The organism is Gordonia sp. DT30, from assembly GCF_049844915.1.
Classification (GTDB): Bacteria; Actinomycetota; Actinomycetes; order Mycobacteriales; family Mycobacteriaceae; genus Gordonia.
Map to the genome: position 1 here is coordinate 227,463 of NZ_JBNCLY010000004.1, position 21,493 is coordinate 248,955.

20 protein-coding genes and 1 pseudogene are annotated in these 21,493 nt (G+C 67.3%); 13 read left to right on the forward strand and 8 right to left on the reverse strand.

What is annotated here, in order from left to right; translation table 11 throughout:
- Positions 1-7: 7 nt before the first annotated feature.
- A complete protein-coding gene (locus tag ACLQ3C_RS06300) occupies positions 8-946 on the reverse strand; it encodes an oxygenase MpaB family protein (protein WP_425704180.1) in 939 nt (312 codons plus the stop codon).
- A 113-nt stretch (positions 947-1,059) separates the two neighbouring features.
- Here ACLQ3C_RS06300 and ACLQ3C_RS06305 point away from each other — a divergent pair, with 113 nt between their 5' ends.
- From ACLQ3C_RS06305 to ACLQ3C_RS06320, 4 genes are all read left to right on the forward strand, one after another.
- On the forward strand, positions 1,060-1,800 hold the full coding sequence (locus ACLQ3C_RS06305; protein ID WP_425704181.1) for a TetR/AcrR family transcriptional regulator: 741 nt from the start codon (positions 1,060-1,062) through the stop codon (positions 1,798-1,800).
- Positions 1,797-2,450 carry a TetR/AcrR family transcriptional regulator gene (locus ACLQ3C_RS06310; RefSeq protein ID WP_425704182.1) on the forward strand — a complete coding sequence of 218 codons (654 nt, stop codon included), beginning with the start codon at positions 1,797-1,799 and terminating at the stop codon, positions 2,448-2,450. Before ACLQ3C_RS06305 ends, ACLQ3C_RS06310 begins: the two co-directional genes overlap by 4 nt.
- 147 nt (positions 2,451-2,597) lie before the next feature.
- On the forward strand, positions 2,598-3,815 hold the full coding sequence (locus tag ACLQ3C_RS06315; protein ID WP_425704183.1) for an acyl-CoA dehydrogenase family protein: 1,218 nt from the start codon (positions 2,598-2,600) through the stop codon (positions 3,813-3,815).
- Entirely contained in the window at positions 3,812-4,837 is a 1,026-nt protein-coding gene (locus ACLQ3C_RS06320; protein ID WP_425704184.1) for a phosphotransferase family protein, read from the forward strand. The genes ACLQ3C_RS06315 and ACLQ3C_RS06320 overlap by 4 nt, the downstream gene beginning before the upstream one ends.
- Here ACLQ3C_RS06320 and ACLQ3C_RS06325 read toward each other — a convergent pair whose 3' ends face one another.
- Positions 4,838-5,542, reverse strand: coding sequence for a histidine phosphatase family protein (locus ACLQ3C_RS06325; protein ID WP_425704185.1), 705 nt, complete (start codon positions 5,540-5,542; stop codon positions 4,838-4,840).
- A 110-nt stretch (positions 5,543-5,652) separates the two neighbouring features.
- On the opposite strand from ACLQ3C_RS06325, the gene ACLQ3C_RS06330 reads away from it, so the two are divergent.
- Positions 5,653-6,045: a VOC family protein gene (locus ACLQ3C_RS06330; RefSeq protein WP_425704251.1), complete on the forward strand. Its 393-nt coding sequence runs from the start codon at positions 5,653-5,655 to the stop codon at positions 6,043-6,045.
- Positions 6,046-6,069: 24 nt separating this feature from the next.
- On the opposite strand, the gene ACLQ3C_RS06335 is transcribed toward ACLQ3C_RS06330, so the two are convergent.
- On the reverse strand, positions 6,070-7,128 hold the full coding sequence (locus ACLQ3C_RS06335) for a sigma-70 family RNA polymerase sigma factor (RefSeq protein ID WP_425704186.1): 1,059 nt from the start codon (positions 7,126-7,128) through the stop codon (positions 6,070-6,072).
- Positions 7,129-7,618: 490 nt separating this feature from the next.
- Between ACLQ3C_RS06335 and ACLQ3C_RS06340 the strand changes: the two genes are divergently transcribed.
- Positions 7,619-8,920: an ROK family protein gene (locus ACLQ3C_RS06340; protein WP_425704187.1), complete on the forward strand. Its 1,302-nt coding sequence runs from the start codon at positions 7,619-7,621 to the stop codon at positions 8,918-8,920.
- A 21-nt stretch (positions 8,921-8,941) separates the two neighbouring features.
- On the opposite strand, the gene ACLQ3C_RS06345 is transcribed toward ACLQ3C_RS06340, so the two are convergent.
- Both ACLQ3C_RS06345 and ACLQ3C_RS06350 read right to left on the reverse strand, forming a co-directional pair.
- A complete protein-coding gene (locus tag ACLQ3C_RS06345) occupies positions 8,942-9,805 on the reverse strand; it encodes an ABC transporter permease (RefSeq protein WP_425704188.1) in 864 nt (287 codons plus the stop codon).
- On the reverse strand, positions 9,802-10,818 hold the full coding sequence (locus tag ACLQ3C_RS06350; protein ID WP_425704189.1) for an ATP-binding cassette domain-containing protein: 1,017 nt from the start codon (positions 10,816-10,818) through the stop codon (positions 9,802-9,804). Before ACLQ3C_RS06350 ends, ACLQ3C_RS06345 begins: the two co-directional genes overlap by 4 nt.
- A 185-nt stretch (positions 10,819-11,003) precedes the next feature.
- Here ACLQ3C_RS06350 and ACLQ3C_RS06355 point away from each other — a divergent pair, with 185 nt between their 5' ends.
- The 5 genes and pseudogenes from ACLQ3C_RS06355 (at position 11,004) to ACLQ3C_RS06375 (ending at position 14,130) form a co-directional block, all read left to right on the forward strand.
- Complete coding sequence (locus tag ACLQ3C_RS06355) at positions 11,004-11,438, forward strand: TOBE domain-containing protein (protein ID WP_425704190.1); 435 nt, start codon at positions 11,004-11,006, stop codon at positions 11,436-11,438.
- Positions 11,435-12,208 carry a molybdate ABC transporter substrate-binding protein gene (gene modA / locus ACLQ3C_RS06360; RefSeq protein WP_425704191.1) on the forward strand — a complete coding sequence of 258 codons (774 nt, stop codon included), beginning with the start codon at positions 11,435-11,437 and terminating at the stop codon, positions 12,206-12,208. Before ACLQ3C_RS06355 ends, modA begins: the two co-directional genes overlap by 4 nt.
- Positions 12,209-12,226: 18 nt before the next feature.
- Complete coding sequence (locus ACLQ3C_RS06365; RefSeq protein WP_425704192.1) at positions 12,227-13,006, forward strand: ABC transporter permease; 780 nt, start codon at positions 12,227-12,229, stop codon at positions 13,004-13,006.
- Positions 13,007-13,113: 107 nt separating this feature from the next.
- Positions 13,114-13,524: pseudogene (locus ACLQ3C_RS06370) on the forward strand (ATP-binding cassette domain-containing protein); the annotation flags it as partial.
- 162 nt (positions 13,525-13,686) lie between these two features.
- Positions 13,687-14,130: a TOBE domain-containing protein gene (locus tag ACLQ3C_RS06375; RefSeq protein WP_425704252.1), complete on the forward strand. Its 444-nt coding sequence runs from the start codon at positions 13,687-13,689 to the stop codon at positions 14,128-14,130.
- On the opposite strand, the gene ACLQ3C_RS06380 is transcribed toward ACLQ3C_RS06375, so the two are convergent.
- The 3 genes from ACLQ3C_RS06380 to ACLQ3C_RS06390 all read right to left on the reverse strand — a co-directional run bounded on the left by ACLQ3C_RS06380 (position 14,103) and on the right by ACLQ3C_RS06390 (position 17,878).
- Positions 14,103-15,032, reverse strand: a complete 930-nt coding sequence (locus tag ACLQ3C_RS06380; RefSeq protein WP_425704193.1) for an adenylate/guanylate cyclase domain-containing protein — start codon at positions 15,030-15,032, stop codon at positions 14,103-14,105. The genes ACLQ3C_RS06375 and ACLQ3C_RS06380 overlap by 28 nt on opposite strands.
- 155 nt (positions 15,033-15,187) lie before the next feature.
- A complete protein-coding gene (locus ACLQ3C_RS06385) occupies positions 15,188-16,507 on the reverse strand; it encodes a DUF222 domain-containing protein (RefSeq protein ID WP_425704194.1) in 1,320 nt (439 codons plus the stop codon).
- Positions 16,508-16,708: 201 nt separating this feature from the next.
- A complete protein-coding gene (locus tag ACLQ3C_RS06390; RefSeq protein ID WP_425704195.1) occupies positions 16,709-17,878 on the reverse strand; it encodes a TetR/AcrR family transcriptional regulator in 1,170 nt (389 codons plus the stop codon).
- Between the two features lie 133 nt (positions 17,879-18,011).
- Here ACLQ3C_RS06390 and ACLQ3C_RS06395 point away from each other — a divergent pair, with 133 nt between their 5' ends.
- Positions 18,012-19,223 carry an acetyl-CoA C-acetyltransferase gene (locus tag ACLQ3C_RS06395; protein WP_425704196.1) on the forward strand — a complete coding sequence of 404 codons (1,212 nt, stop codon included), beginning with the start codon at positions 18,012-18,014 and terminating at the stop codon, positions 19,221-19,223.
- A gap of 34 nt (positions 19,224-19,257) precedes the next feature.
- Positions 19,258-21,429, forward strand: coding sequence for a 3-hydroxyacyl-CoA dehydrogenase NAD-binding domain-containing protein (locus tag ACLQ3C_RS06400; protein WP_425704197.1), 2,172 nt, complete (start codon positions 19,258-19,260; stop codon positions 21,427-21,429).
- Positions 21,430-21,493 lie beyond the last annotated feature (64 nt).

The following is a 21,493-nucleotide window of genomic DNA, read 5'->3' on the forward strand; positions in this document are numbered from 1 at the left end:
CGAGCACTCACACCAGCGGCCGCTTGGTCCGCATCCGCCACTTCACGTCGGTGAGCAGTAGGTTGAAGGGGAAGGCGCGCACCGGCTTCGGGAGCCGCCGGATGACCGCGCGGGCCACCTTGTTGTGCGTGTCGAAGAACCGCTGCTGCCATGGCTTCATCTCGACACCCATGGCCGTGCGGAATCCCTCGGGAAGGAAACCGATGGTGAAGATCTCCGAATGCCAGCCGAAGAGCCGAGACACCACCGGACCCGCGAACTCCAGGCGGGCGATCGACATGAGGTGCGCCCGGATGACGGGGTCGATCTCGAGCTGCTCGACCGTGGTGTTCCAGTACTCCTCGAAATCCGCACGGGTGGCGGGCCACATCTCGCGTGGCATCTGCAACGTGGTGCCCATGACCGCACCGGCCTGATAGGCCTCCTCGGTGATCAGCGCCCGATCGCCGAAGATCCGCTGGACGTCCTCCCAGCCCTTGTACAGGCACGCGGCCACCCAGAGCTGCAGCGCGGGGTCGAAGGCGTTGTACTCGACGGGACTGTCCGGGGTGGACCGCACCTGCGCATGCGATCGTCCGACGGCATGCCGGTAGGCCTTGCGCACCTTGGGATCCCCGCTCGCGGCGACCGACAGGTAGGAGAGCGTGGTGCGGGTGCGCTTGACCGGATGCTTGAAGAGATTGCCCGAATCGACACGGCTCTCGTAGACGCCGTATCCCACCGCGGGCAGCGCCAGCTGCATGATCACATTCGCCGAGCCGGCCAGCGTCGCGATGCCCAGCATCTCCATGTTCGCGGCAGGCAGTGCGTCGAGTTCGGCGCGCGACATGCGTGCGGCCGGCGGCAGGAATTCGGTGTCCGGGGTCGCGGCGGCGAGATTGGCCTGAAGGGCGGCGTCCCGGCCGGGGGTGGTGTCGCGGCCGGAGGCGGTGTCCTGCGTCGTCATGCTCGCACCTCTGATCTCTCCAGATCGCTACGGCACTACCCCTCGGACGCCGCGTAATCTGGTAACGGATGTTTCCTGATTGATTGAACCCCTCCGGTCGTGAAGGTGTCAAGATGAAAGCCGTGTCCGACCGATCGCCGAGTGACAAATCCGTGCCGGCCGCCACCGAAGTCCGGGCGGAGCGCGGTACCGGTCTGCGCGGTACCGGTCTGCGTAGTACGGGTTTGCGTGCATATGGCGGCGTCGAAGGTGACGAGCGGATCTCCCGTCGCCGCGAGACATTGATGGACGCGACGCTCGGTGTGCTCGCCACCGAGGGCGCGGTCACCGTCCGCGGGATCTGCCGTGCTGCCGGGCTGAATCCACGCTACTTCTACGAGAGTTTCGAGTCCGCGGACGCGCTGGTCGCGGCCACCTTCGATCGCGTCATCGAGGAGATCTCCGACGCCGCGCTCGCTGCCTTCACGACCGCGACCGGCGGTGGCGTCACCGGTAAGGTCGCCGGGGCGGTGACGGCCATCGTCGAGATCATCGATGCCGACCGGCGCAAGGGAAAACTGCTGTTCTCACCATCGCTGTTGTCGCCGATCGTGGCCGCCAAGCGCAGCGAATCCACCGGCTTGTTCGCGATGCTGACGCTGCACACGGCCACCGACGCGCTGGCGACCGAGGTCGGGCCCGAGGCGATCGCGGCGGCCCAGTTCCAGGTGGGTGGGCTCGGCCGGCTGCTCTCGGCGTGGCTCGACGGCGAGGTCCCACTGGGGCGCGTCGAGGTGGTCGCACTGAGCGTGCGGTTGATGATGTCGCTGGTGGGTGCGGTCACCGGACGCGATGACGATATGTTGGACCGATGAGCGACGGAGCCGAGGGGACGCGGATCGAGGAGCCCGAGAGCGTGCCGGCCTTCGACTCGTGGCGTGACTACGGGGAGGCCCAGCTGCCGGTGCCCCTCGCCGCGGCGCTCGCAGCCTTCGCCGAACACGGCTATCACGGAACCTCGGTCCGTGAGATCGCCGCGCGGGCAGGCCTCTCGGTGCCCGGCCTCTATCATCACTACCCGTCGAAACAGTCGCTGCTGCAAGGACTCCTGGAGCGCACGATGACCGACCTGCTGGCCCGGTCCGAGCAGGCGATCCGCGAGGCCGGTCCCGAACCGGTGCGGCGCTTCGATGCCGTCGTCGAGTCGTTGCTGCGCTTCCACATGTATCGCCGCGAACAGGCATTCGTCGGGTCCACCGAGATCCGCAGCCTCGACGACTCGTACAAGCCCACCTACATCGGCCATCGCGACCGGCAACAGCACATGGTCGACGAGATCGTGTTCGCCGGGGTCGAGGCGGGCGACTTCGCGACCCCATATCCCAAGGACGCCGCCCGCGCCGTGGCCACCATGTGTGTCGGGGTGTCGACCTGGTTCAAACTCGACGGCGAACTCGGCGCCGACGAACTGATCCGGCGCAACCTCAGTTTCGCGCGTGACATCGTGGGCTATCGTCGGGCCTGACCTCGGCGGCCGGCGGGTCGAGGGGCAGGCGCGCTTGACCGTGGCGGTGCGGACTGGCAGGGTGAGACGCCGACAGAGCGAACGATCGGTCGGTGCGACCGGTCGGGCTGCTCCAGGTGAGGAGAGGCGAATGCCCGAGGAGACCCCATGCCGATCGATCTGACGTACGGCGCCGACGTCGTCGACCTCGTCGAGAAGACGTCGCAGTTCATTGCCGAGTATGTCGCGCCGATCGAGGAGAAGTACGCCGGCGACATCGCGGCGGCCGGCGGCGACGCGCTGCGGCGGGAGATGAACGCCAAGGCCAGGGCCGCGGGCATCTTCGCGCCCCATGCACCGGTGGAGTTCGGCGGGCTCGGGCTCGACATGTCCGATCGCGCACCGGTCTTCGAGGCCGCAGGCTACTCGACCTTCGGCCCGGTCGCCCTGCACATCGGGGCACCCGACGAAGGCAACGTTCACATGCTGGCCCACATCGCGAGTGAAGAGCAGCGGCACACCTATCTCGCGCCGCTCGCCGCCGGCGACGTGCGGTCGGCGTTCGCGATGACCGAACCATCGCCCGGTGCCGGCTCGGATCCGAATGCGCTGAACACCATCGCGACCAAGGTCGACGGCGGCTGGAAAGTCAACGGGGAGAAGCGATTCATCACCGGCGCCGATGGTGCCGGATTCTTCATCATCATGGCGCGCACCGCCGGCTCCCCGGGTGATCGGGGTGGTGCGACGATGTTCCTGGCGCCCGCCGATCGTGCGGGTATCGCCGTCGGCCGCCACATCCGCACCACCGACCGCTCGATGGTCGGTGGGCATCGCGAGGTCACCTTCACCGATCTCTTCGTCCCCGACGAGGATGTCCTCGGCGAGGTCGACGAGGGCTACCGCTACGCCCAGGTCCGCCTGGGCCCGGCCCGCATGACGCACGTGATGCGGTGGATGGGTTCGGCGGTGCGCTGCCAGGACGTCGCCGTCGACTACGTCTCGCGCCGTGCGGGTTTCGGCGGCAAGCTCGCCGATCTCGGCATGATCCAGCAGATGATCGCCGACAACGAGATCGATCTCGCCGCCGCCCGCGCCCTACTGGTGAAGGCCTGCGCCGAGCTCGACCGCGGTGCGCATGCATCAAACGAGACATCGATCGCCAAAACCTTTGCCGCCGAGGCGTTCACCCGGGTCGCCGACCGCGCCATCCAGATGTGCGGCGGGACGGGCGTCTCCGACGAGCTGCCGCTGGCCCGTTTGCAGAACGAGCTGCGACCGTTCCGGATCTACGACGGACCGTCCGAGGTGCATCGGTGGGCGATCGCACGCCGTGCCGTCGGCCGCGCCCGTAAGGCCGCGGCGGCCGCGGAGGGCCGGCGATGAGCACGGCCATCGACCCGCGCCGGGTGCTCGACCCGGTGGCATTGCGGAAGTTCTTGGAGCACAACGGCGTCGACGTGCAGGGAGACCTGCAGATCGACCTGATCAGTGGCGGCAAGTCCAACCTCACGTTCGCCGTCACCGACGGTGTGACGAGGTGGATCGCCCGACGGCCCCCGACCGGCGGCCTGACGCCCTCGGCGCACGACATGGCCCGTGAGTGGACGGTGACCCGGGCCCTCGGCGCCACCGACGTCCCCGTCGCACCGACGGTGGCCTTCGATGCCGACGGCGAGGCCCTCGGCGCCCCGTGCACCATCGTCGAGTTCGTCGACGGCGTCGTCATCCGCACCGCGGCCGAACTCGATGCGCTCTCCGACGACGAGGTGGATCGCAACGTCGACGGACTCGTCACCACGCTCGCGGCCCTGCACGCCGTCGACCACGAGCAGGTCGGCCTCGGTGAATTCGGCCGTCCCGCAGGATTTGCCGCCCGCCAGGTGAAGTTATGGGCGCGCCAGTGGGGGATCGTCAAGACCCGCGAACTGCCGGACGTGGAACGGTTGTGCGCAGTTCTCGCCGACCGCGTGCCGACGGACACGCGGGCGACCATCGTGCACGGCGACTACCGCGTCGACAACACCATCCTCGATGCCGCCGACCCGGGGCATGTTGCGGCGGTGGTGGATTGGGAGATGTCGACGCTCGGTGACCCGATCACCGATGTTGCGCTGATGTGCGTGTACCGGCAGCCGATCTTCGACACCGTTCTCGGTTTCGACGCCGCCTGGACCAGCCCACGCTATCCGAGCGCCGACGACATGGCGCAGCGCTACGTCACCGCGACCGGAAACGACCTGGGTGACTGGGACTTCTATCTGGCGCTGGCGAATCTCAAACTCGGAGTGATCGCCGAGGGCATCAGTCACCGCGCCCGCGCGGGTGCGTCGACGGAGGCGGGGGCCGAACAGGCGTCGGAGGCCACCGCCGAATTCATCGCCGCCGGCCTGCGGCACGTCGGGTAGTCAGCGGAAGGTCGCGACCCCGCCGTCGCGGTCGTCGAGGTGGGCGTGCTCGTTGAACGACACCACCGAGACACCACGGCGGCCGACGATCAGTTTGGTCACCGACGCGTTGATCATCGCGCGGGCCACCGTCGGCCACTGTTGCGGCGGCACACCCCAGAGATCGGCGATCCACTGGGCGATCACACCCGCCGAGGACACCACCACCACGGTCTGTCCGCTGCCGGCGTGAGCGGCCGCGTCGTGGCCGGCGGCGTCCACCCGATCGCGGAAGCCCCCGTAGGTCTCGCCGCTGTGATCGTGGGCGGCATCGGGTTTGTCGTTGCGTGCGACCCAGGCGCCGAGCGAATCGTCGAGGCGCTTCTGATAGTTGCGCCCGTCGTCGAACTCCGCCGCACTCGTCTCGCCGACCAGCGCCGGCAGCGCGTACTCGTTCCAGCGCGGATCCACGATCGGCTCGGGGGCGTTGTCGAAGCGGCCGAGCACGCCGGCGAGGGTGTCGCGCTGCCGTGGGAGGTCACCACAGATGGCGGTGGTGACCGACGGGATCTGCGCGGCGAGCAGGTCGCCGGTGAGTCCCGCCTGGACGATGCCCATCGCGGTCAGGCCACCGACCTCGCCGGAGGCACTCGCGGCTTCTGAGCCCACGATCCCGTACGCCTTCGGATCTGCCTGACCATGCCGCACCACATAGATGACACCCATGACCGAGGAGCCTATTGGCCATCCCGGCGATGAATTCGGGCGGGCCGGGTGGTCTGTCCATCGAGAGAACCCGCAGCGCGGGTGCGCCCGACAAATCGGAAGAGGTGACGGTGGCGCCGATGATGTTCGTCAATCTGCCGGTCGCCGACGTCGCGCGCTCGCGGGCCTTCTTCGGCGGCCTCGGATTCGTCTTCGACGAGATGTTCTGCGACCCCTCGACGCTGTGCATGCCGGTGAACCGCCAGGCGATGGTGGTCATGCATCGGCGAAGCCGATTCCGTGGCTACGCGTCGGCACCGGTCGCCGACCTCGGCGCGGGACGCGAGGCGGTGCTCGCCATATCCGCACCGTCGCGCGGCGCGGTCGACCGATACGCGGACGCCGCCTTCGGCTCCGGTGCCACCCCGTTGCGGGCGGCCGAGGACCTCGGCTTCATGTATTCGCGCAGTTTCTGCGACCTCGACGGCCACGCCTGGGAATTCGTGTCGATGGATGTGTCGTGAGGCGCCCGCTCAACCGCAAATGGTTCAGCGGGAGGACTCGTCCGAGGGAGGCGTCGCCGGGAGCCCGAATCGGGCGAAGTCCTCGATCATCGTGTCACTGAAAAAGGCGACGACGTGGGCTACCGACCGGGTCCGCGGGTCGAGATCGAGTACCTGCAGCTGGAACGGGCGGTGCACACCGTCGCCGGGGTCACGCATGTACAGGCCCAGCGCCGGCTGTCCGTTCGCGATGGTGGGCAAGAGGATCTGATCGCCGGCCTTCTCGGCCGGGCAGTTGCCCCGGATGAGGGCGCCGATGGCCGCGCCACCCCGATACCAACCGGTGAACGGCGGCATCTCCCAGATCGATGAGTCGGTGAACAGGTCGACGATGGCGTCGACGTCGTACCGTTCGAACGCCGAGACGTACTTCGCGAGCAGCTCGCGATTCCCCTCGTCATCGAGGACAGTGGACGAATCATCGTCGGCCCGAACGGTTTTCAGTTGCTCGCGGGCACGCTGGAGCAGACTGTTGACGGAGGTGGTGGTGACGCCGATGGTATCGGCGACCTCGGCGGCCTTCCACTGCAGCACATCCCGCAGGATCAGCACGGCACGCTGCCGTTCCGGCAGATGCTGGAGCGCGGCGATGAACGCGAGCCGGATGGATTCGCGCGCGCCGACGACGTACGCCGGGTCGGCATCGTCGCCGGGACTGATCTCGTCGACGGTGCCGGCGAACGGTTCCAGCCACGGCACCTCGTGGTCCTGCAGAAGGGTGTCGGTGGGATCGAAGGCGTCGGTGCCCAAACCCGACGGCAACGACCGGCGTTGCGCGCTGCCCAGCGCGGTGAGGCAGGTGTTGGTCGCGATCTTGTGCAGCCACGTGCGCACCGACGCCCGCCGGTCGAATTTCGGGTAGCCGCGCCACGCCCGCAAGTAGGTCTCCTGGGTGAGGTCCTCGGCGTCGTGATGCGACCCCATCATGCGGTAGCAATGCGCGTGGATCTCACGTCGAAGCGGCTCGGTCGCCGCCAGGAATTCGGTATCGGACGGCTGCGTCGGGACGGTCGCCGGGGCGCTGGTGGCGGGGATGCCGGGCATGGTGTCCAGGGTACGGCGACCCGTGTTGAGCGCGCTCCCGCTCAACGATTTACTTCCCGCTCGACGATCTCGGTGAGCGGGAAACAAATGAGTGAGCGGGAGTGCGCTCTCGGGTCCGATGGCCTGTCGCCGGGTGTGACGTCCTCGGCGCAGGCTTGCGGCGACGCACCGGCCGTTGCTAGCTTGGCTCCCATGACGTGCAGCGAACAGAGCCGCATCCCGGAGGTGTCCTACGTGATCACCGCCTTGGGCTGCCGCCTGCCCTTCGCTCGTGTTCTGTGTTGTTGTCGAATGCACTGAGTCGCCTGTTCTGAGCGTCATCTGCTGATGCCCCGAGCGATTCGATAATCCCAGCCGACAACCCCTTCCCACTTGGTCATCCACCACCGCCGCATTGATCGGTACCCGAGTGGCCGTCCGCCGCCGAGATCGACTCGAGCGTTGGACGACGATGACCGCCTGTGGCACATTCACGAGGACGCATTCACTCATGACCGCAACGATCGACCACCGCACCCGCACCGCAACCACCCCGGCCCGCACCACCCGGCCCCGACCGGTTCGGGCGGCACCCGCCCGGGTCGACGCGCGGACGTCACACAAAGGGGGTCGAGGCATTCAGATCGCGACCCCGCAACTCGAACTGTCGACCAAACCCGCCGCGCTCGTGCTGCGTACCGCACGGCTGTCGGGTCCGGTCTTCCGCGACGAGGCCGCCGAACTCACCGGACTGTCCATCTCGACCGTGAACCGGCAGGTCGGCGCACTTCTCAAGGCCGGACTCCTGCGTGAGCGCACCGACCTGGCACCCGCCGGTGCGATCGGGCGGCCGCGTCTGCCGTTCGAACTCAACGTCTCGACGTTCCTGACCCTGGGTATCCACATCGGATACAAGGTCACCTCGATCACCACCCACGACCTGCTGCATCGGGTGGTCGGTGCGATCCAGATCCCGACCCCCATCGGCGACTCGCCGGAACAGACGCTCGCCGCCATCGGCGAGAGCGCCCACCGCTTCCTCGGCCGCTGGACCAATCGCCGCGTGCTGTGGGCAGGTGTGGCCGTCGGCGGGCGCGTGGCGCGCGGCGGCCTCGTCGATCACCCCCGGCTGGGCTGGGTCAATGCACCCGTCGGGCAGGTCATCGCCGAGTCGGTGGGCCTGCCCGTGTCGGTGGCCTCACATGTGGAGGCGATGGCCGCCGCCGAACTCGTGGTGAACCCCAGCGGGTCCGACGCCGATCAGCGCTCGAGCTTCCTGTACTTCTACGCCCGCGAAATGGTCGGCATCGCCTTCAGCGTCGACGGCACCGTGCACACTCCGGCCGGTGGGCCACCGGTGATCGGCCACTTCCCGGCATCGGGTACCACGCTGCTGGATCCCAACCGGACGGGCCGGCTCGAACCGACCGTCTCCGACACCGGCGTGGTCGAGGCCGCACAGTCGCTGAACCTGGCGGTCACCGACATCGAGGGCGTCCTCGCGCTCGCCCGCAATGGTGACGCCACCGCTCGCGCCCTGTTCGAGGAGCGCGCGCAGGTGCTCGGCCGCACGGTGGCACTGATCGCCGACATCTTCAACCCCGACCACGTGATCCTCGGTGGCCAGGCCTTCACCGACAACCCGACCACCCTGCCGATCGTGGCGGCCTCCTTGCGTGAGACTTCCGTCGTACCCGGACGCGATGTGCGAGTGTCGCATTCGGGAACGACAGTGCAGCAGCAGGCCGCCGGTGCGGTGTCGCTCGACGCCGTCTACAGCGACCCGCTGGCCGCGCTGGGGGCCACCGAGTAGTCGGCGGCGGGCAGCACGGGGTCAGTCGGCCGTGCGCTTGGCGTAGTTGCGCAGCGCGAACGGGGCGAAGACCGCGGTCAGGATGATCGCCCAGATCAGTGTCGCCAACTCCGGGTGGCGCATCGGCCACGCGGCGTCGGCGGCGGCGTCGGAACCGTTACCCCACAACACGCGCATGGCCTGCACCAGCGCCGACATCGGATTCCACTCGGCGATGGCGCGCAGCCACGGCTGCATGTTCTGGGTCGGCACGAAGGCGTTGGACACGAAGGTGATCGGGAACAGGATCGAGAACATGAACCCGTTGACCGCCTCCACCGAACGCAGCCAGGAGCCGATGAGCACCCCGAACCAGATCATCCCGAAGCCGAAGAGCAGCACCAGTGCGAAGCCGAGCGCGCCCTCGCCGACCGAGGTGGTGATCCGCCACCCGATGATCAGACCGGTCACCGCCATCACCACGATGCCGATCGACGAGTGGATCAGGCTGGCGAGACTGCGGCCGACCAGGACCGACGAGCGGCGGATCGGCAGTGACCGGAACCGGTCGACGATGCCCTTCTCGATGTCGGCGGTGATGCCGGTGGCGACGATGAATGCGGTGAACACGATCGTCTGGCCCATGATGCCGGGCAGCAGGTATTCCTTGTAGCTCACCCCGGGTACCCCGAGGCTGATCGCCGGCCCGAAGACGAAGGCGAACAGCACCACGAACATGATCGGCTGGATCGTCACATCCGAGAGCATCTCGGGCATGCGTCGGGTGTGGATGAGGTTGCGGCGCACCATTATCCATGATTGCTGCGCCAAATTGGTCTGGTGCACCGCCGGGCGGTCCGGAAGTGGCCCGGTGATAGCGGTGGGCGGGGTCTCGGTGGTGGTCATGCTGCTCCTTCGTTCACCGCGGTGTCGGTGTCGGTCGAGTCCTGTTCGGCGCGATGGCCGGTGAGGGAGAGGAAGACGTCGTCGAGGCTCGGCCGGACGAGGCCGAGATCGTCGACGGCGATGCGGGATTCGTCGAACCATCCGGCGATGCGGGTGAGATCCGACAGTCCGGCGGCCGCGGTGGTGACGGTGCGGGCATTCTCGTCGACGAAGACCTCATTGCCGCTGCGTGACAACAGTTCTCGGGCTTGTGGTAGATCGGCGTCGTCGGAGACCGTGACCACCACGCTGGCAGATCCGGCCTGCTGCTTGAGCTGCAACGGGGTGCCGTGGGCGATGATCGTGCCGTGATCGATGACGACGATGTCGTCGGCGAGCTGATCGGCCTCCTCGAGGTACTGGGTGGTCAGCAACAATGTGGTACCGGCCTTCACCAACTCCCGCAGCACATCCCACAGTTCGTTGCGGCTACGCGGATCGAGCCCGGTCGTCGGCTCGTCGAGGAACAGCACGGGCGGCGCGGCCAGCAGGCTCACCGCGAGGTCGAGTCGCCTTCGCATGCCGCCGGAGTACGAGCGGACCTGCTTGTCGGCGGCGTCGGTCAGCGAGAACTGTTCGAGGAGCTGATCACCCCGTCGCGCCAGGTCACGCCGGCGGATCCCGTAGAGGCCACCGATCATCTTGAGGTTCTCGCGGCCGGTGAGGATCTCGTCGACGGTGGCCGCCTGACCGGTGAGACCCATGTTGCGGCGAACGGCTTCGGGCTCGGCGATGACGTCGTGTCCGGCGATCCGGGCGGTGCCGCTCGTCGGGGTCGACAGGGTCGTCATCATGCGGACGATGGTCGTCTTGCCCGCGCCGTTGGGGCCGAGCAGGCCGAGTACCGAGCCGGGCGCGACGGAGAAGGAGACACCGTCGACGGCGGTGAAATCGCCGAACGTCTTGACGAGGTCGACGGCCTCGATCGCGGGGCGGCCGCCACCGGTGGTCGGGGTAGAGGAGGGTGCGGTCATGGTTCTCCACGCTAGTTGACGGGGTGGGGTGGTTGGCCAGCGATTTTTACCATCGCTTGACCTTTCGGCGGTATAGACGGTCGCCGCCGCGAGAACTCATCGGTTGTGAGGAAGTCGATTCGACTGGGTCTGCATATGCGGGGTTCGATGCAGAATTTCTCCGAATGTGCGGCTAAGGTACGTCCATGGCTCCGATTCGGATTCGTGACGCGGCGCTGCTGCTGGGCGTCAGCGACGACACCATCCGTCGGTGGATGGCGGCCGGAACACTACCCGCGGGCTCCGACACGGCCGGTCCCGACAAGGGGGTGACCACCGTCGACGGCGCGCACCTGGCGCAACTAGCGGTCGCGCGGGCTCGCGCGGTCACCGATTCCTCGCCCGCGCTGACCTCGGCGCGCAACCGATTCACCGGACTGGTCACCGACGTCGAGATGGACGGTGTGATGGCGAAGGTCGGCCTTCAGTGCGGGCCGTTCGCCGTGACGTCGCTGATGAGCGCCGAGGCAGCCCGCGAACTCGGACTCGAACCCGGGGTCGTGGCCACCGCGGTGGTCAAGGCGACGACCGTGATCGTCGAGCGCCCCGCCCCGCAACACCGACCACAGGAGAACCGATGACCGCTGTTTCGAGATGGACCCGGTGGGTGTGTGTGGCGGCCTCGGCGGCGCTGATCACCGGTGTGGCCGTGGGGTGTTCGTCGTCGGATGACGCCGACGCGAAGACCCCGCTGAAGGTGTATGCGGCGGCGTCGCTGAAGAAGACCTTCACCGAGATCGAGAAAGCCTACGAGAGCCAGCACCCGGACGTGGACGTGACGATCAACTTCGACGGATCCTCGGCGCTGGTGAACCAGATCAAGCAAGGAGCCGACGCCGACGTCATCGCGACCGCCGACGAGGCCACCATGAGCAAGCTCGGTGATCTCGTCGATCCGCCGAAGATCTTCGCGCGCAACACCCTGGTGATCGTCACCGCGGCGGGAAACCCCAAGAACATCACGAACTTCGGGAGCCTGGCCAACCCGTCGATCCGCACCGTGGTGTGTGCGGTCGAGGTGCCCTGCGGGGCGGCGACCGCCCAGGTCGAACGCAACACCGGGATCGTCATCAAGCCGGTGAGTGAGGAATCGTCGGTGACGGCGGTGCTGACCAAGGTGACCTCCGGCGAGGCCGACGCCGGGCTCGTGTACGTGACCGACGCCAAGAGCGGCCCCGACACGATCGCGGTGGTCGGCGACCGAGCTTTCGCGAAGGTGGTCAACAACTATCCGATCGCCACCCTCAAGACGAGCAAGCACCAGCAGCAGGCGCAGGAATTCATGGATCTCGTACTCGCGCAGACGGGGCAGAAGATCCTGACCGACGCGGGCTTCGTCACGGCCGGGTGACGCCGGTTCGGTGACTGTATGAGACGCGTTCCCCGGTGGGTTCATCTGCCCGCGCTGCTCGGCGTCGCTCTGATCCTGATCGGACCCGTCGCGATCATCGTCCGGATGCCGTGGGCGATCTTCTGGTCGTCGGTCACATCGACGGAATCGGTTGCGGCACTGAAGCTGGGCTTCGGCACCGCCGTGGTCAGCACCGTCGTCTGTGTACTGCTCGGGGTGCCGATGGCCGTCGTCTTCGCGAGATACGAGGGCGTCGTGATCCGAATCGTCCGCGCGCTGGTGCTGTTGCCGCTGGTGTTGCCGCCGGTGGTCGGCGGCGTGGCGCTGCTCTACGCCCTCGGCCGGTATGGCCTCGTCGGCCAGTATCTCGACCGGGCCGGGATCACCCTCGCGTTCACCACCCCGGCGGTGGTGATCGCGCAAACCTTTGTCGCGCTGCCCTTTCTGGTGATCAGTGTGGAAGGTGCACTGCGCAGCGGCGACGATGGTTTCGAGCGGATCGCGGCGACCCTCGGGGCGTCCCCGACGCGAACCCTGTGGCGGGTGACGCTGCCGATGGCGCGGCCGGCACTGATCGCCGGTGGGGTCCTCGCATTCGCCCGAGCATTGGGTGAGTTCGGGGCCACCATCACCTTCGCCGGCAACCTGCCCGGCACCACCCAGACGGCTCCGCTGAAGATCTACCTCGACGCGATCAACGACCCCGCGCAGGCACTTCCGCTCGCGCTCGTGCTGATGGTCGTCGCCCTCGCGGTGGTGATCGGCGTCCATCTACGCCGCAGCCCGGAGGTCTCATGACCGAGACCGTCCCCGAATCAGCCGGAACCCCAAGATCGTCCGCAGGCGCCGAGGGATTTCGTGCCTCGGTGCGGTGCTCGGCTCCCGAGGTCACCGCACGCATCGACGTCGCGCCCGGCGAGACCCTCGGCATCATCGGACCCAACGGCGCGGGCAAGTCGACGCTGTTGTCGGTGCTGGCCGGACTGCGCCGCACCCCGGATTCGCAAATGTCCATGGGCGACCGTGAGCTACAGGGGCACAACACTTTTGTCGAACCGCATCGCCGGTCGGTGGTGTTGCTCGAGCAGAAGGCGCGGCTCTTCGGCCATCTGTCGGTGCGGCGCAACGTCGCCTTCGGTCCGGCCGCGTCGGGACTGGGCCGGGCGGCGGTGCGCAACCGGACGCAGAAGTGGATGGCGGCTGCCGGGGTGGCCGAGCTGGCCGACCGGATGCCCGCGCATCTGTCCGGTGGGCAGGCGCAGCGGGTCGCGATCGCCCGCGCGCTGGCGACCGAGCCCGACGTGCTGCTACTCGATGAACCGTTCGCTGCGCTGGACATCAGTGTGGCACAACAGATGCGGACGTTGATGCGGTCGTTGCTCGCGGAGCGCGACGGCATGACGATTCTGGTCACCCACGATCTGATCGATGTGGTGAGCCTCGCCGACCGGATCGCTGTGCTCGACGACGGGCACGTCATGCAGTCCGGACTCACCACGTATGTGCTCACCCATCCCGAAACGGCGTTCGCGGCGACGCTGGCGGGCACCAACCTGGTCGTCGGGGCCTATCGGGACCCCGACACGGTCGTCGCGGCCGACGGTCTGCCCGTCGTCGGCACCGCAGTCGAATCGTTGCGACCGGCCGCCCGCGCGGCGGGCGCCTTCTCGCCTCGTGCGGTCGCCGTGTATCCGTCGCAGCCGCACGGCAGCCCACGCAACACCTGGCCTGCGGTGGTGGGAGAGGTGGTGCCGCAAGGGGATCGGGCGCTGATCCGATGCCGTTGCGGTGACCACGACGTCGCGGCGGAGGTCACGTGGGCGTCGGTGGCCGAACTCGGGCTGGGAGCGGGTGTGGCGGTGCATCTCTCGGTCAAGGCGACCGAGGTGCGGATCTATGGTGCCGCAGAGTCGCGCGAGTAGTACTTGTTGGGCTCGAGCACCTTTGCGCGGAGCCGACGGTAGCCGCGCACCGACAATGACGGCATCGACCGCAGATAGAAGCGATCGGAGTCGGCGAGGTCGGCGGCCAATACCTCGTCGACGAGGATGGTGCCCGGGCGCGCCGACCCGCACAGCCGGGCAGCGATGTTGACCGGCTCACCGAACAGATCACCGAGGCGGCTCAGGACGGGTCCGCGGGCCAGACCGACCCGCAACGGGGGGATGGGGTCGGCGTCGCTCAGCCGCTGGATCGCCAACGCGGCGGCCGCCGAGCCACCGGCGGCCTCGAAACTGAACATCACCGCGTCGCCGAGAGTCTTGATGACCTGCCCGCCACGATCGGTGACGATGTCGAACGTGCGCTCCTCGAATTTCTCGAGCAAGTCCTCGAGTTCACCCATCCCGATGCGGCGGGACAGGCTGGTGTAGCCGACGATGTCGGCGAACCCGACCACCAGATCGTGTTCCTCGTCGGATACCCGTGTCGCATCGCGCTCGAGTGCGAGTTTCAGGTGGCGACGCCAGATCAGTCGTTGGATGACGTCGATGGCGTTGATCATCTGATCCTGCGTCCACGGAACGTCGGGATCGCGTTGGAGGTCGGTGATCTGATCGGCCTGCCATTCGGTCAGACGCGACATGGTCTGTCCGATCGCACGGGCGGTGGCGACCTGCGCCCGCTGCGGCATCGAACCCTCGGAATCGGCGAACAGTCGCAACGCGGCCACCTCGTCGGCGGTGAAGATCTTGTCGTCGGTGGTCCGATGTGCGAAACCGAAGGCATTCCACAGTCTTTGGGCGTACTCCGGCGAGACGTCGAGCTCGGCGATGAGTTCGTCGCGGGAGTATGTGGGCTCGTCGGATCCTGTGCCGGCACTCATCGGTCCCCGTCCGTCGTCGTGGTCGCGGTGAGTCTAGCAGGAGGTCCCGGGGCCGGCGCCCTATGAAGTTCTCAAACAACAGATGCGGTCCCGGCGGGCCGGGTGCGGGGGTCGGGAAGTCTTGTGGGCAGGCCTGTTTCGGGCGGCCAGTGTGGTCAGGCAGCGCTGTCGAGGCGTAGGGTGCGCCGGTTGTAGGCCGGTTGTGGTCGTCGTCTGGGGTCGACGGTGGAGGGCGGGATGAGCCACGGATGCCGGTCGAAGCCCATGACCACATCCCAGTAATCATTCGGCCCGCTCGCTTCGCTCCCGGCGCCGGCGCGGTCGTGAACGTCGTGGTGGCATGCGGTGCAGAGCAGGCACCCGTTGTCGAGGTCGGTGGCCCCGCCGTCGGCCCAATGCCGCAAATGGTGTGCTTGGGTCCGCGATGCGGGTGCACCACATTTGATGCAGCATTCGTCGCGCAGGATGAACGCTTTGCGTTGGGCGTTGGTGAACAATCGTTTGCGGCGTCCGAGTTGTAGGGGTGCTCGTTCGTCGTCGAGGATGGCGACGGTCAGTTGGGCGTCACACGTCAATGTGGTGGCGAGTTGGTCGGTGACCGGACCCATGTATTGCAGCGCGGATTGGTCGGACTGTTCGGCGTTGAGCGTCAACAGGACGTCATACCGTGATGTCGTCGACACCGTGTCGTCGGCGAGTCCGCGGGCGGCGGCTTCCAGCAGTGTCTCGAGTGCGTCGGCCTGGCGTTGCTGGACCGTGCGTGGGTCGTGGGAGCCGTCGGGCTGGGGCGTGGGGGCGGACAGCGTTTCGAGGGTGGTGCACAGCTTTTCGCCGACACTCATGTCGAGGTCGGCACGCATGTCGAGGCGGCCGTCGCTGGTCTTGGCGAGGGTGACGCTGTTGAGGGAGCGGTCTTCGGCGGCGGGTGTGCCACTGGTGTCGTCGGCGAGGGTATTGCCGAGTTGGCGTGCGTGCTTGCCGATTTCGGCGGGACTCATCCCGGACAATGCTTGCGAGACGAGTGCGCGGGTGTGGTCGCGGCGTTGTTCGGGGGTGACGGGTTCGCCGGCGCGGGATTCGATGTGGGTGAGTCCGAGGACGATGGCGTCGGCGTGGTCGAGGGATATCGCACCGTCGACGGTATGGATACGCACACCGTCGACATCCGTGGCGGTTCCGACGCGAACGAGTCGGCCGGCGACGGCGGGCGCAATTCCCATGGTGATCAACAGTTGTCGCACCGAGCGGCCTTGGGGTGCGGTCATTTTGAGGCGGTCGAACTCGCCGGTCAACGTCGCGGCGAGGTGATCGATCATGTTGCGCAAGGTGATCAGTTGCTGCATCGCCGCGAACGCGTCTCGTGAACCGATGTCCGCACGGAAGGTGCGGTCGTCGAGCTGCGCGATGAGGCCCGCGAACAGGTCGGCCGAAAGCTCTGCGGACCGTGAAGCCGAAGGCGTGGTGGCGTCGATCATGAATCCCCCCTGGATGATCTTGCGATGGGTCCAGTGTAGCAGAAGATTTGTTCGACGCGCAAGGGCTGCGAGGATTAATCCACAAGGGCTGCAACGGCTTTCGTACCACCAGTGAACAGTTGTCACAGCGGTGAACGGCTTTCCCTGCGGTGAACAGAAGTCACGCCGGTCGGCCGCGGACACGGACACGGACGAGCACGCTCAGACGTCCAGGAGCCCTTTCATCAGGTATGCCATCCGGGCCGGGAAGTCGGGACGTGACGTCCCGCGGCGCACGCGGACGGCGTCGTTGACGATCGACAGGGCGGCGTGCGCGGCCACGGCAGCCTCGGGGCGGGGCAGATCGGGATCGGTCTGGGTCAGCAGGTCGATCCAGCGCGCAACGTAATTGCGTTGTACGTCGATGAGGTCGGCGGCGGCGGACTGCCCGATGAAGACCGCGGAGTTGTTGAACCCGACCGAGAGATCCGGACTGGAGGTCAGTACGCCGACGTACGAATCGATCAGCAGGGCAAGGAGTTTGGCGCTGTCGGAGGTGGAGCCGTAGGCGGCCATCGCACCGGTCTCCAGTCGGGTGGCGCTGCGCCGGCCGATTCCGACGAGGATGGCCAGCTTGGAGCTGAAGTGCCGGTACACGCTCGGTCCGGTGATGCCGACGGCGGCGCCGATGTCGTCCATGCCGACCCCGGCGTAGCCGCTCGTGGCGAACAGTTCCGCTGCTGCGTCAAGGATCTCGTCGCGCCTGGTCCGAGAACCGGTGGAGATCAACGGTGCCGGGGTCAGTGGTGGCGCCGAATCGGGGCGCAGGGTGAGGAGCCGGTGGACGAGTGTCTTGATCGCCGCGAGCGAGCGGCCGGCCGACAGCCGGGTGTTGTGGACGCCGAGACTGCCGACGACACTCAGCGTTGCCCAGCACAATTCGACCGCCTCGCGTTCGGGGATCCCGGTGCCGGCGGCAAGTACCCCCGCCCACCGGTGGATCACCCCGCGGATGTGCAGGACGATCTCCCGATTCTGCTCGTCACTGAGATGCTGGCTCGCCGAGCGCCACAGCGAGGTGGCCGCCGGGCTGCGGACACCGATCGAGCAGACCGCGTCGACGAGGCCCGCCGGCGAGGAGTCGGCCGACAGCACCTGATCGGTGCAGGCCTCGAGTTCGTCGACCCCGCTGCGCACCGCGGCCACCAGCAGGGCGTGCTTGTCGGCGAAGTGCCGGTACACCGACGGTGCGGTGACGCCGGCGGCCCGCGCGATGTCGGCCACGGCCACCTGGGGGTAGCCGCGCTCGGCGAACAGCGACGCGGCATGGGCGACGAGTTGCCGCTTGCGGTCGGCCGGGCGGGCCCGCGGGGATGGCTTTTCGGTAGGCATGGTGAATCGACCATAGCTCAGATATGGCGGCTTCGATCAAGTCTTGACCTCGGGGTATGGTCAAGGAAGTTATTCCGCGTTAGCCTGACGGAGTAACCGTCGACAAGGTTCGTGTGAAAGGAACAGAAGCATCGTGGCCGATCAAGCATTCATCTACGAGGCGCTCCGTACGCCCCGTGGCAAGCAGCGTGGTGGTTCGCTGCACAGCGTCAAGCCCGTCGATCTCGCATCGGGCATCATCAACGAGGTCCTCGCACGGCACGGCGGGCTCGATCCCGCCGAGGTCAACGACGTGATCCTCGGTGTGGTCTCGCCGGTCGGTGAGCAGGGTGGCGTCATCGCCCGCACCGCCGCCCTCAACAGCGGTCTGCCCGAGACCGTCCCCGGCACCCAGATCGACCGCTTCTGCGCGTCGGGTCTGGAAGCCACCAACCTGGCCGCCGCGAAGGTGGCCTCGGGCTTCGACGATCTGGTTCTCGCCGGTGGCGTCGAATCGATGTCGCGCGTGCCGATGGGCAGCGACGGCGGTGCTCTCTTCACCGACCCGGCCACTGCCTACGACCACTACATCACCCCGCAGGGCATCGGCGCCGACACCATCGCCACCATCGAGGGCTTCTCCCGCGAGGACGTCGACGCCTACGCCGCCGAGTCGCAGGCCCGGGCCGAGAAGGCCTGGACCTCGGGCTACTTTGCCAAGTCGGTGGTACCCGTGCGCGACATCAACGGCGTCATCGTGCTCGACCACGACGAGCACCGCCGGCCCGGCAGCACCGTCGAGTCGCTCGGCAAGCTCAAGCCGGCCTTCGCCGCACTCGCCGAGATGGCCGGATTCGACGACGTCATCATGCAGCGCTACCCGCAGCTCGAGGCCATCAACCACGTTCACACCGGCGGCAACAGCTCCGGCATCGTCGACGGCGCCGGAATCGTCCTGATCGGTAGCGAAGCCGCGGGCAAGCGCAACGGGCTGACCCCGCGCGGTCGCGTCGTCGCCTTCGCCGAGGTCGGCTCCGAGCCGTCGATCATGCTCACCGGTCCCACCCCGGCCACCGAGCTGGCGCTCAAGAAGGCCGGCCTGACCGTCGACGACATCGATGTCTTCGAGCTCAACGAAGCCTTCGCCGCGGTTGTCCTCAAGTGGATGAAGGACCTGAAGATCCCGCACGAGAAGGTCAACGTCAACGGCGGCGCGATCGCCATGGGCCATCCGCTCGGCGCGACCGGCGCAATGATCTTCGGCACCGTGCTCGACGAGCTCGAGCGCACCGGCGGCCGTTACGGCCTGGTCACCCTGTGTATCGGCGGCGGAATGGGCGTCGCGACCATCATCGAGCGTCTCTGATACTCCGCCACGAGAGAAAGAATCTTCGAACACCATGAGTGACAACATGATCAATTGGGAGAAGGACGCCGACGGCGTCGTCGTCCTGACGATGGACGACCCCAACCAGGGCGCCAACACGATGAACGCGCTCTTCCAGACCTCGATCGCCGAGACGGTCGATCGGCTGGAGGCGGAGAAGGACGACATCACCGGAGTGGTGCTCACCTCGGCGAAGAAGACGTTCTTCGCCGGCGGCGACCTCAAGGACATGACCGCCGAGCGGACCCAGTCCAAAGAAGAGATCGCCACCCAGATCACCGAGACGACCAACGCGATGAAGAAGGTTCTTCGTCGGCTGGAAACCCTCGGCAAGCCCGTCGTGTCGGCCATCAACGGCGCCGCCCTCGGCGGTGGCCTGGAGATCACGCTGCATACCCATCACCGCGTGATCGCCGACGTCAAGGGCGCTCAGGTCGGCCTGCCCGAGGTCACCCTCGGCCTGCTGCCCGGCGGCGGTGGCGTCGTGCGTACCGTGCGACTGCTCGGCTTCCAGAACGCGCTGATGAGCGTCCTGCTGCAGGGGCCCCGTCTCAAGCCGGCCAAGGCCAAGGAGATCGGTCTCGTCGACGAGGTCGTCGGCTCGGTCGACGAGCTCCTGCCCGCCGCCAAGGCGTGGATCAAGGACAACCCCGAGGCGCAGCAGCCGTGGGATGTCAAGGGCTACAAGATGCCCGGTGGATCGGTGACCAACCCGTCGGTCGCGGCGAACCTGCCTGCCTTCCCGGCCTTGCTGCGCAAGCAGATCAAGGGCGCCAACATGCCGGCCCCGCGCGCCATCCTGGCCGCCGCCATCGAGGGTGCCTACGTCGACGTCGACACCGCCGACCTCATCGAGACCCGCTACTTCGTGTCGCTGGTGACCGGTCAGGTCGCGCAGAACATGATCAAGGCGTTCTTCTTCGATCTGCAGCACATCAACAACGGTGGGTCGCGGCCGGACGGCTACGAGAAGTACACCGCCAAGAAGGTCGGCGTCATCGGCGCGGGCATGATGGGTGCGGCGATCGCCTACGTCTCGGCCAAGGCCGGCATCGAGGTCGTGCTGAAGGACGTCTCGCTCGAGGCCGCCGAACGTGGCAAGGGCTACGCCGTCAAGATCGAGGAGAAGGCCCTCTCCCGCGGCAAGACCACCCAGGACAAGAGCGACGAGCTGCTCGCCCGCATCCACCCGACCGAGAAGGCCGAGGACTTCAAGGGCGTCGACCTCGTCATCGAGGCCGCCTTCGAGTCCGTCGAGGTCAAGAACAAGGTATTCCAGGAGATCGAGGACATCGTCGAACCCGACGCCATCCTGGGCTCCAACACCTCGACGCTGCCGATCACCATCCTCGCCCAGGGCGTCAAGCGCCAAGAGGACTTCATCGGCATCCACTTCTTCTCGCCGGTCGACAAGATGCCGCTCGTGGAGATCATCCGCGGCGAGAAGACCTCGGATGCGGTGCTGGCCAAGGTGATCGACTACACCCTGCAGATCCGCAAGACCCCGATCGTGGTCAACGACAGCCGCGGCTTCTTCACCAGCCGCGTCATCGGCACCTTCATCAACGAGGCCATCGCGGCCGTCGGTGAGGGCGTGGAGCCGGCACTGATCGAGCATGCAGGCACCCAGGCCGGATACCCGGCCGCGCCGCTGCAGCTCTCCGACGAGCTGAATCTCGTGCTGATGCAGAAGATCCGGACATCCGGCCAAGAAGGTGCCAAGGCCGAGGGCATGGAATTCCCGCACCACGGTTCCTTCGAAGTCATCGACTACCTCGTCGAGCAGGGCCGCCCCGGCAAGAAGGACGGTGCGGGCTTCTACGAGTACGACGAGAACGGCAAGCGGGTACGTCTGTGGCCGGGTCTGCGGGAGAAGTTCGACTCCGGCAGCAGCGAGCCGTCGCTCGAAGAACTCAAGGAGCGCATGCTCTTCGCCGAGGCCGTCGAGACCGCACGCTGCATCGAGGAGGGCGTCATCACCTCGGTGCCCGACGCCAACATCGGCTCGATCTTCGGCATCGGCTTCCCGGCGTGGACCGGTGGCGTCGTGCAGTACATGAACCAGTACGAGGGCGGCCTGCAAGGCTTCGTCGACCGCTCGCGCGAGCTGGCCAAGAAGTACGGCGCACAGTTCGAGCCGCCGGCCTCGCTGGTCGAGAAGGCGAGCAAGGGCGAGAAGTACTGAGCTCCTGCGTCGTCGAGCTGAGCTGAGCTGAGCCGGTAGCCAAAAGTGGGGGACGAATGTTCGT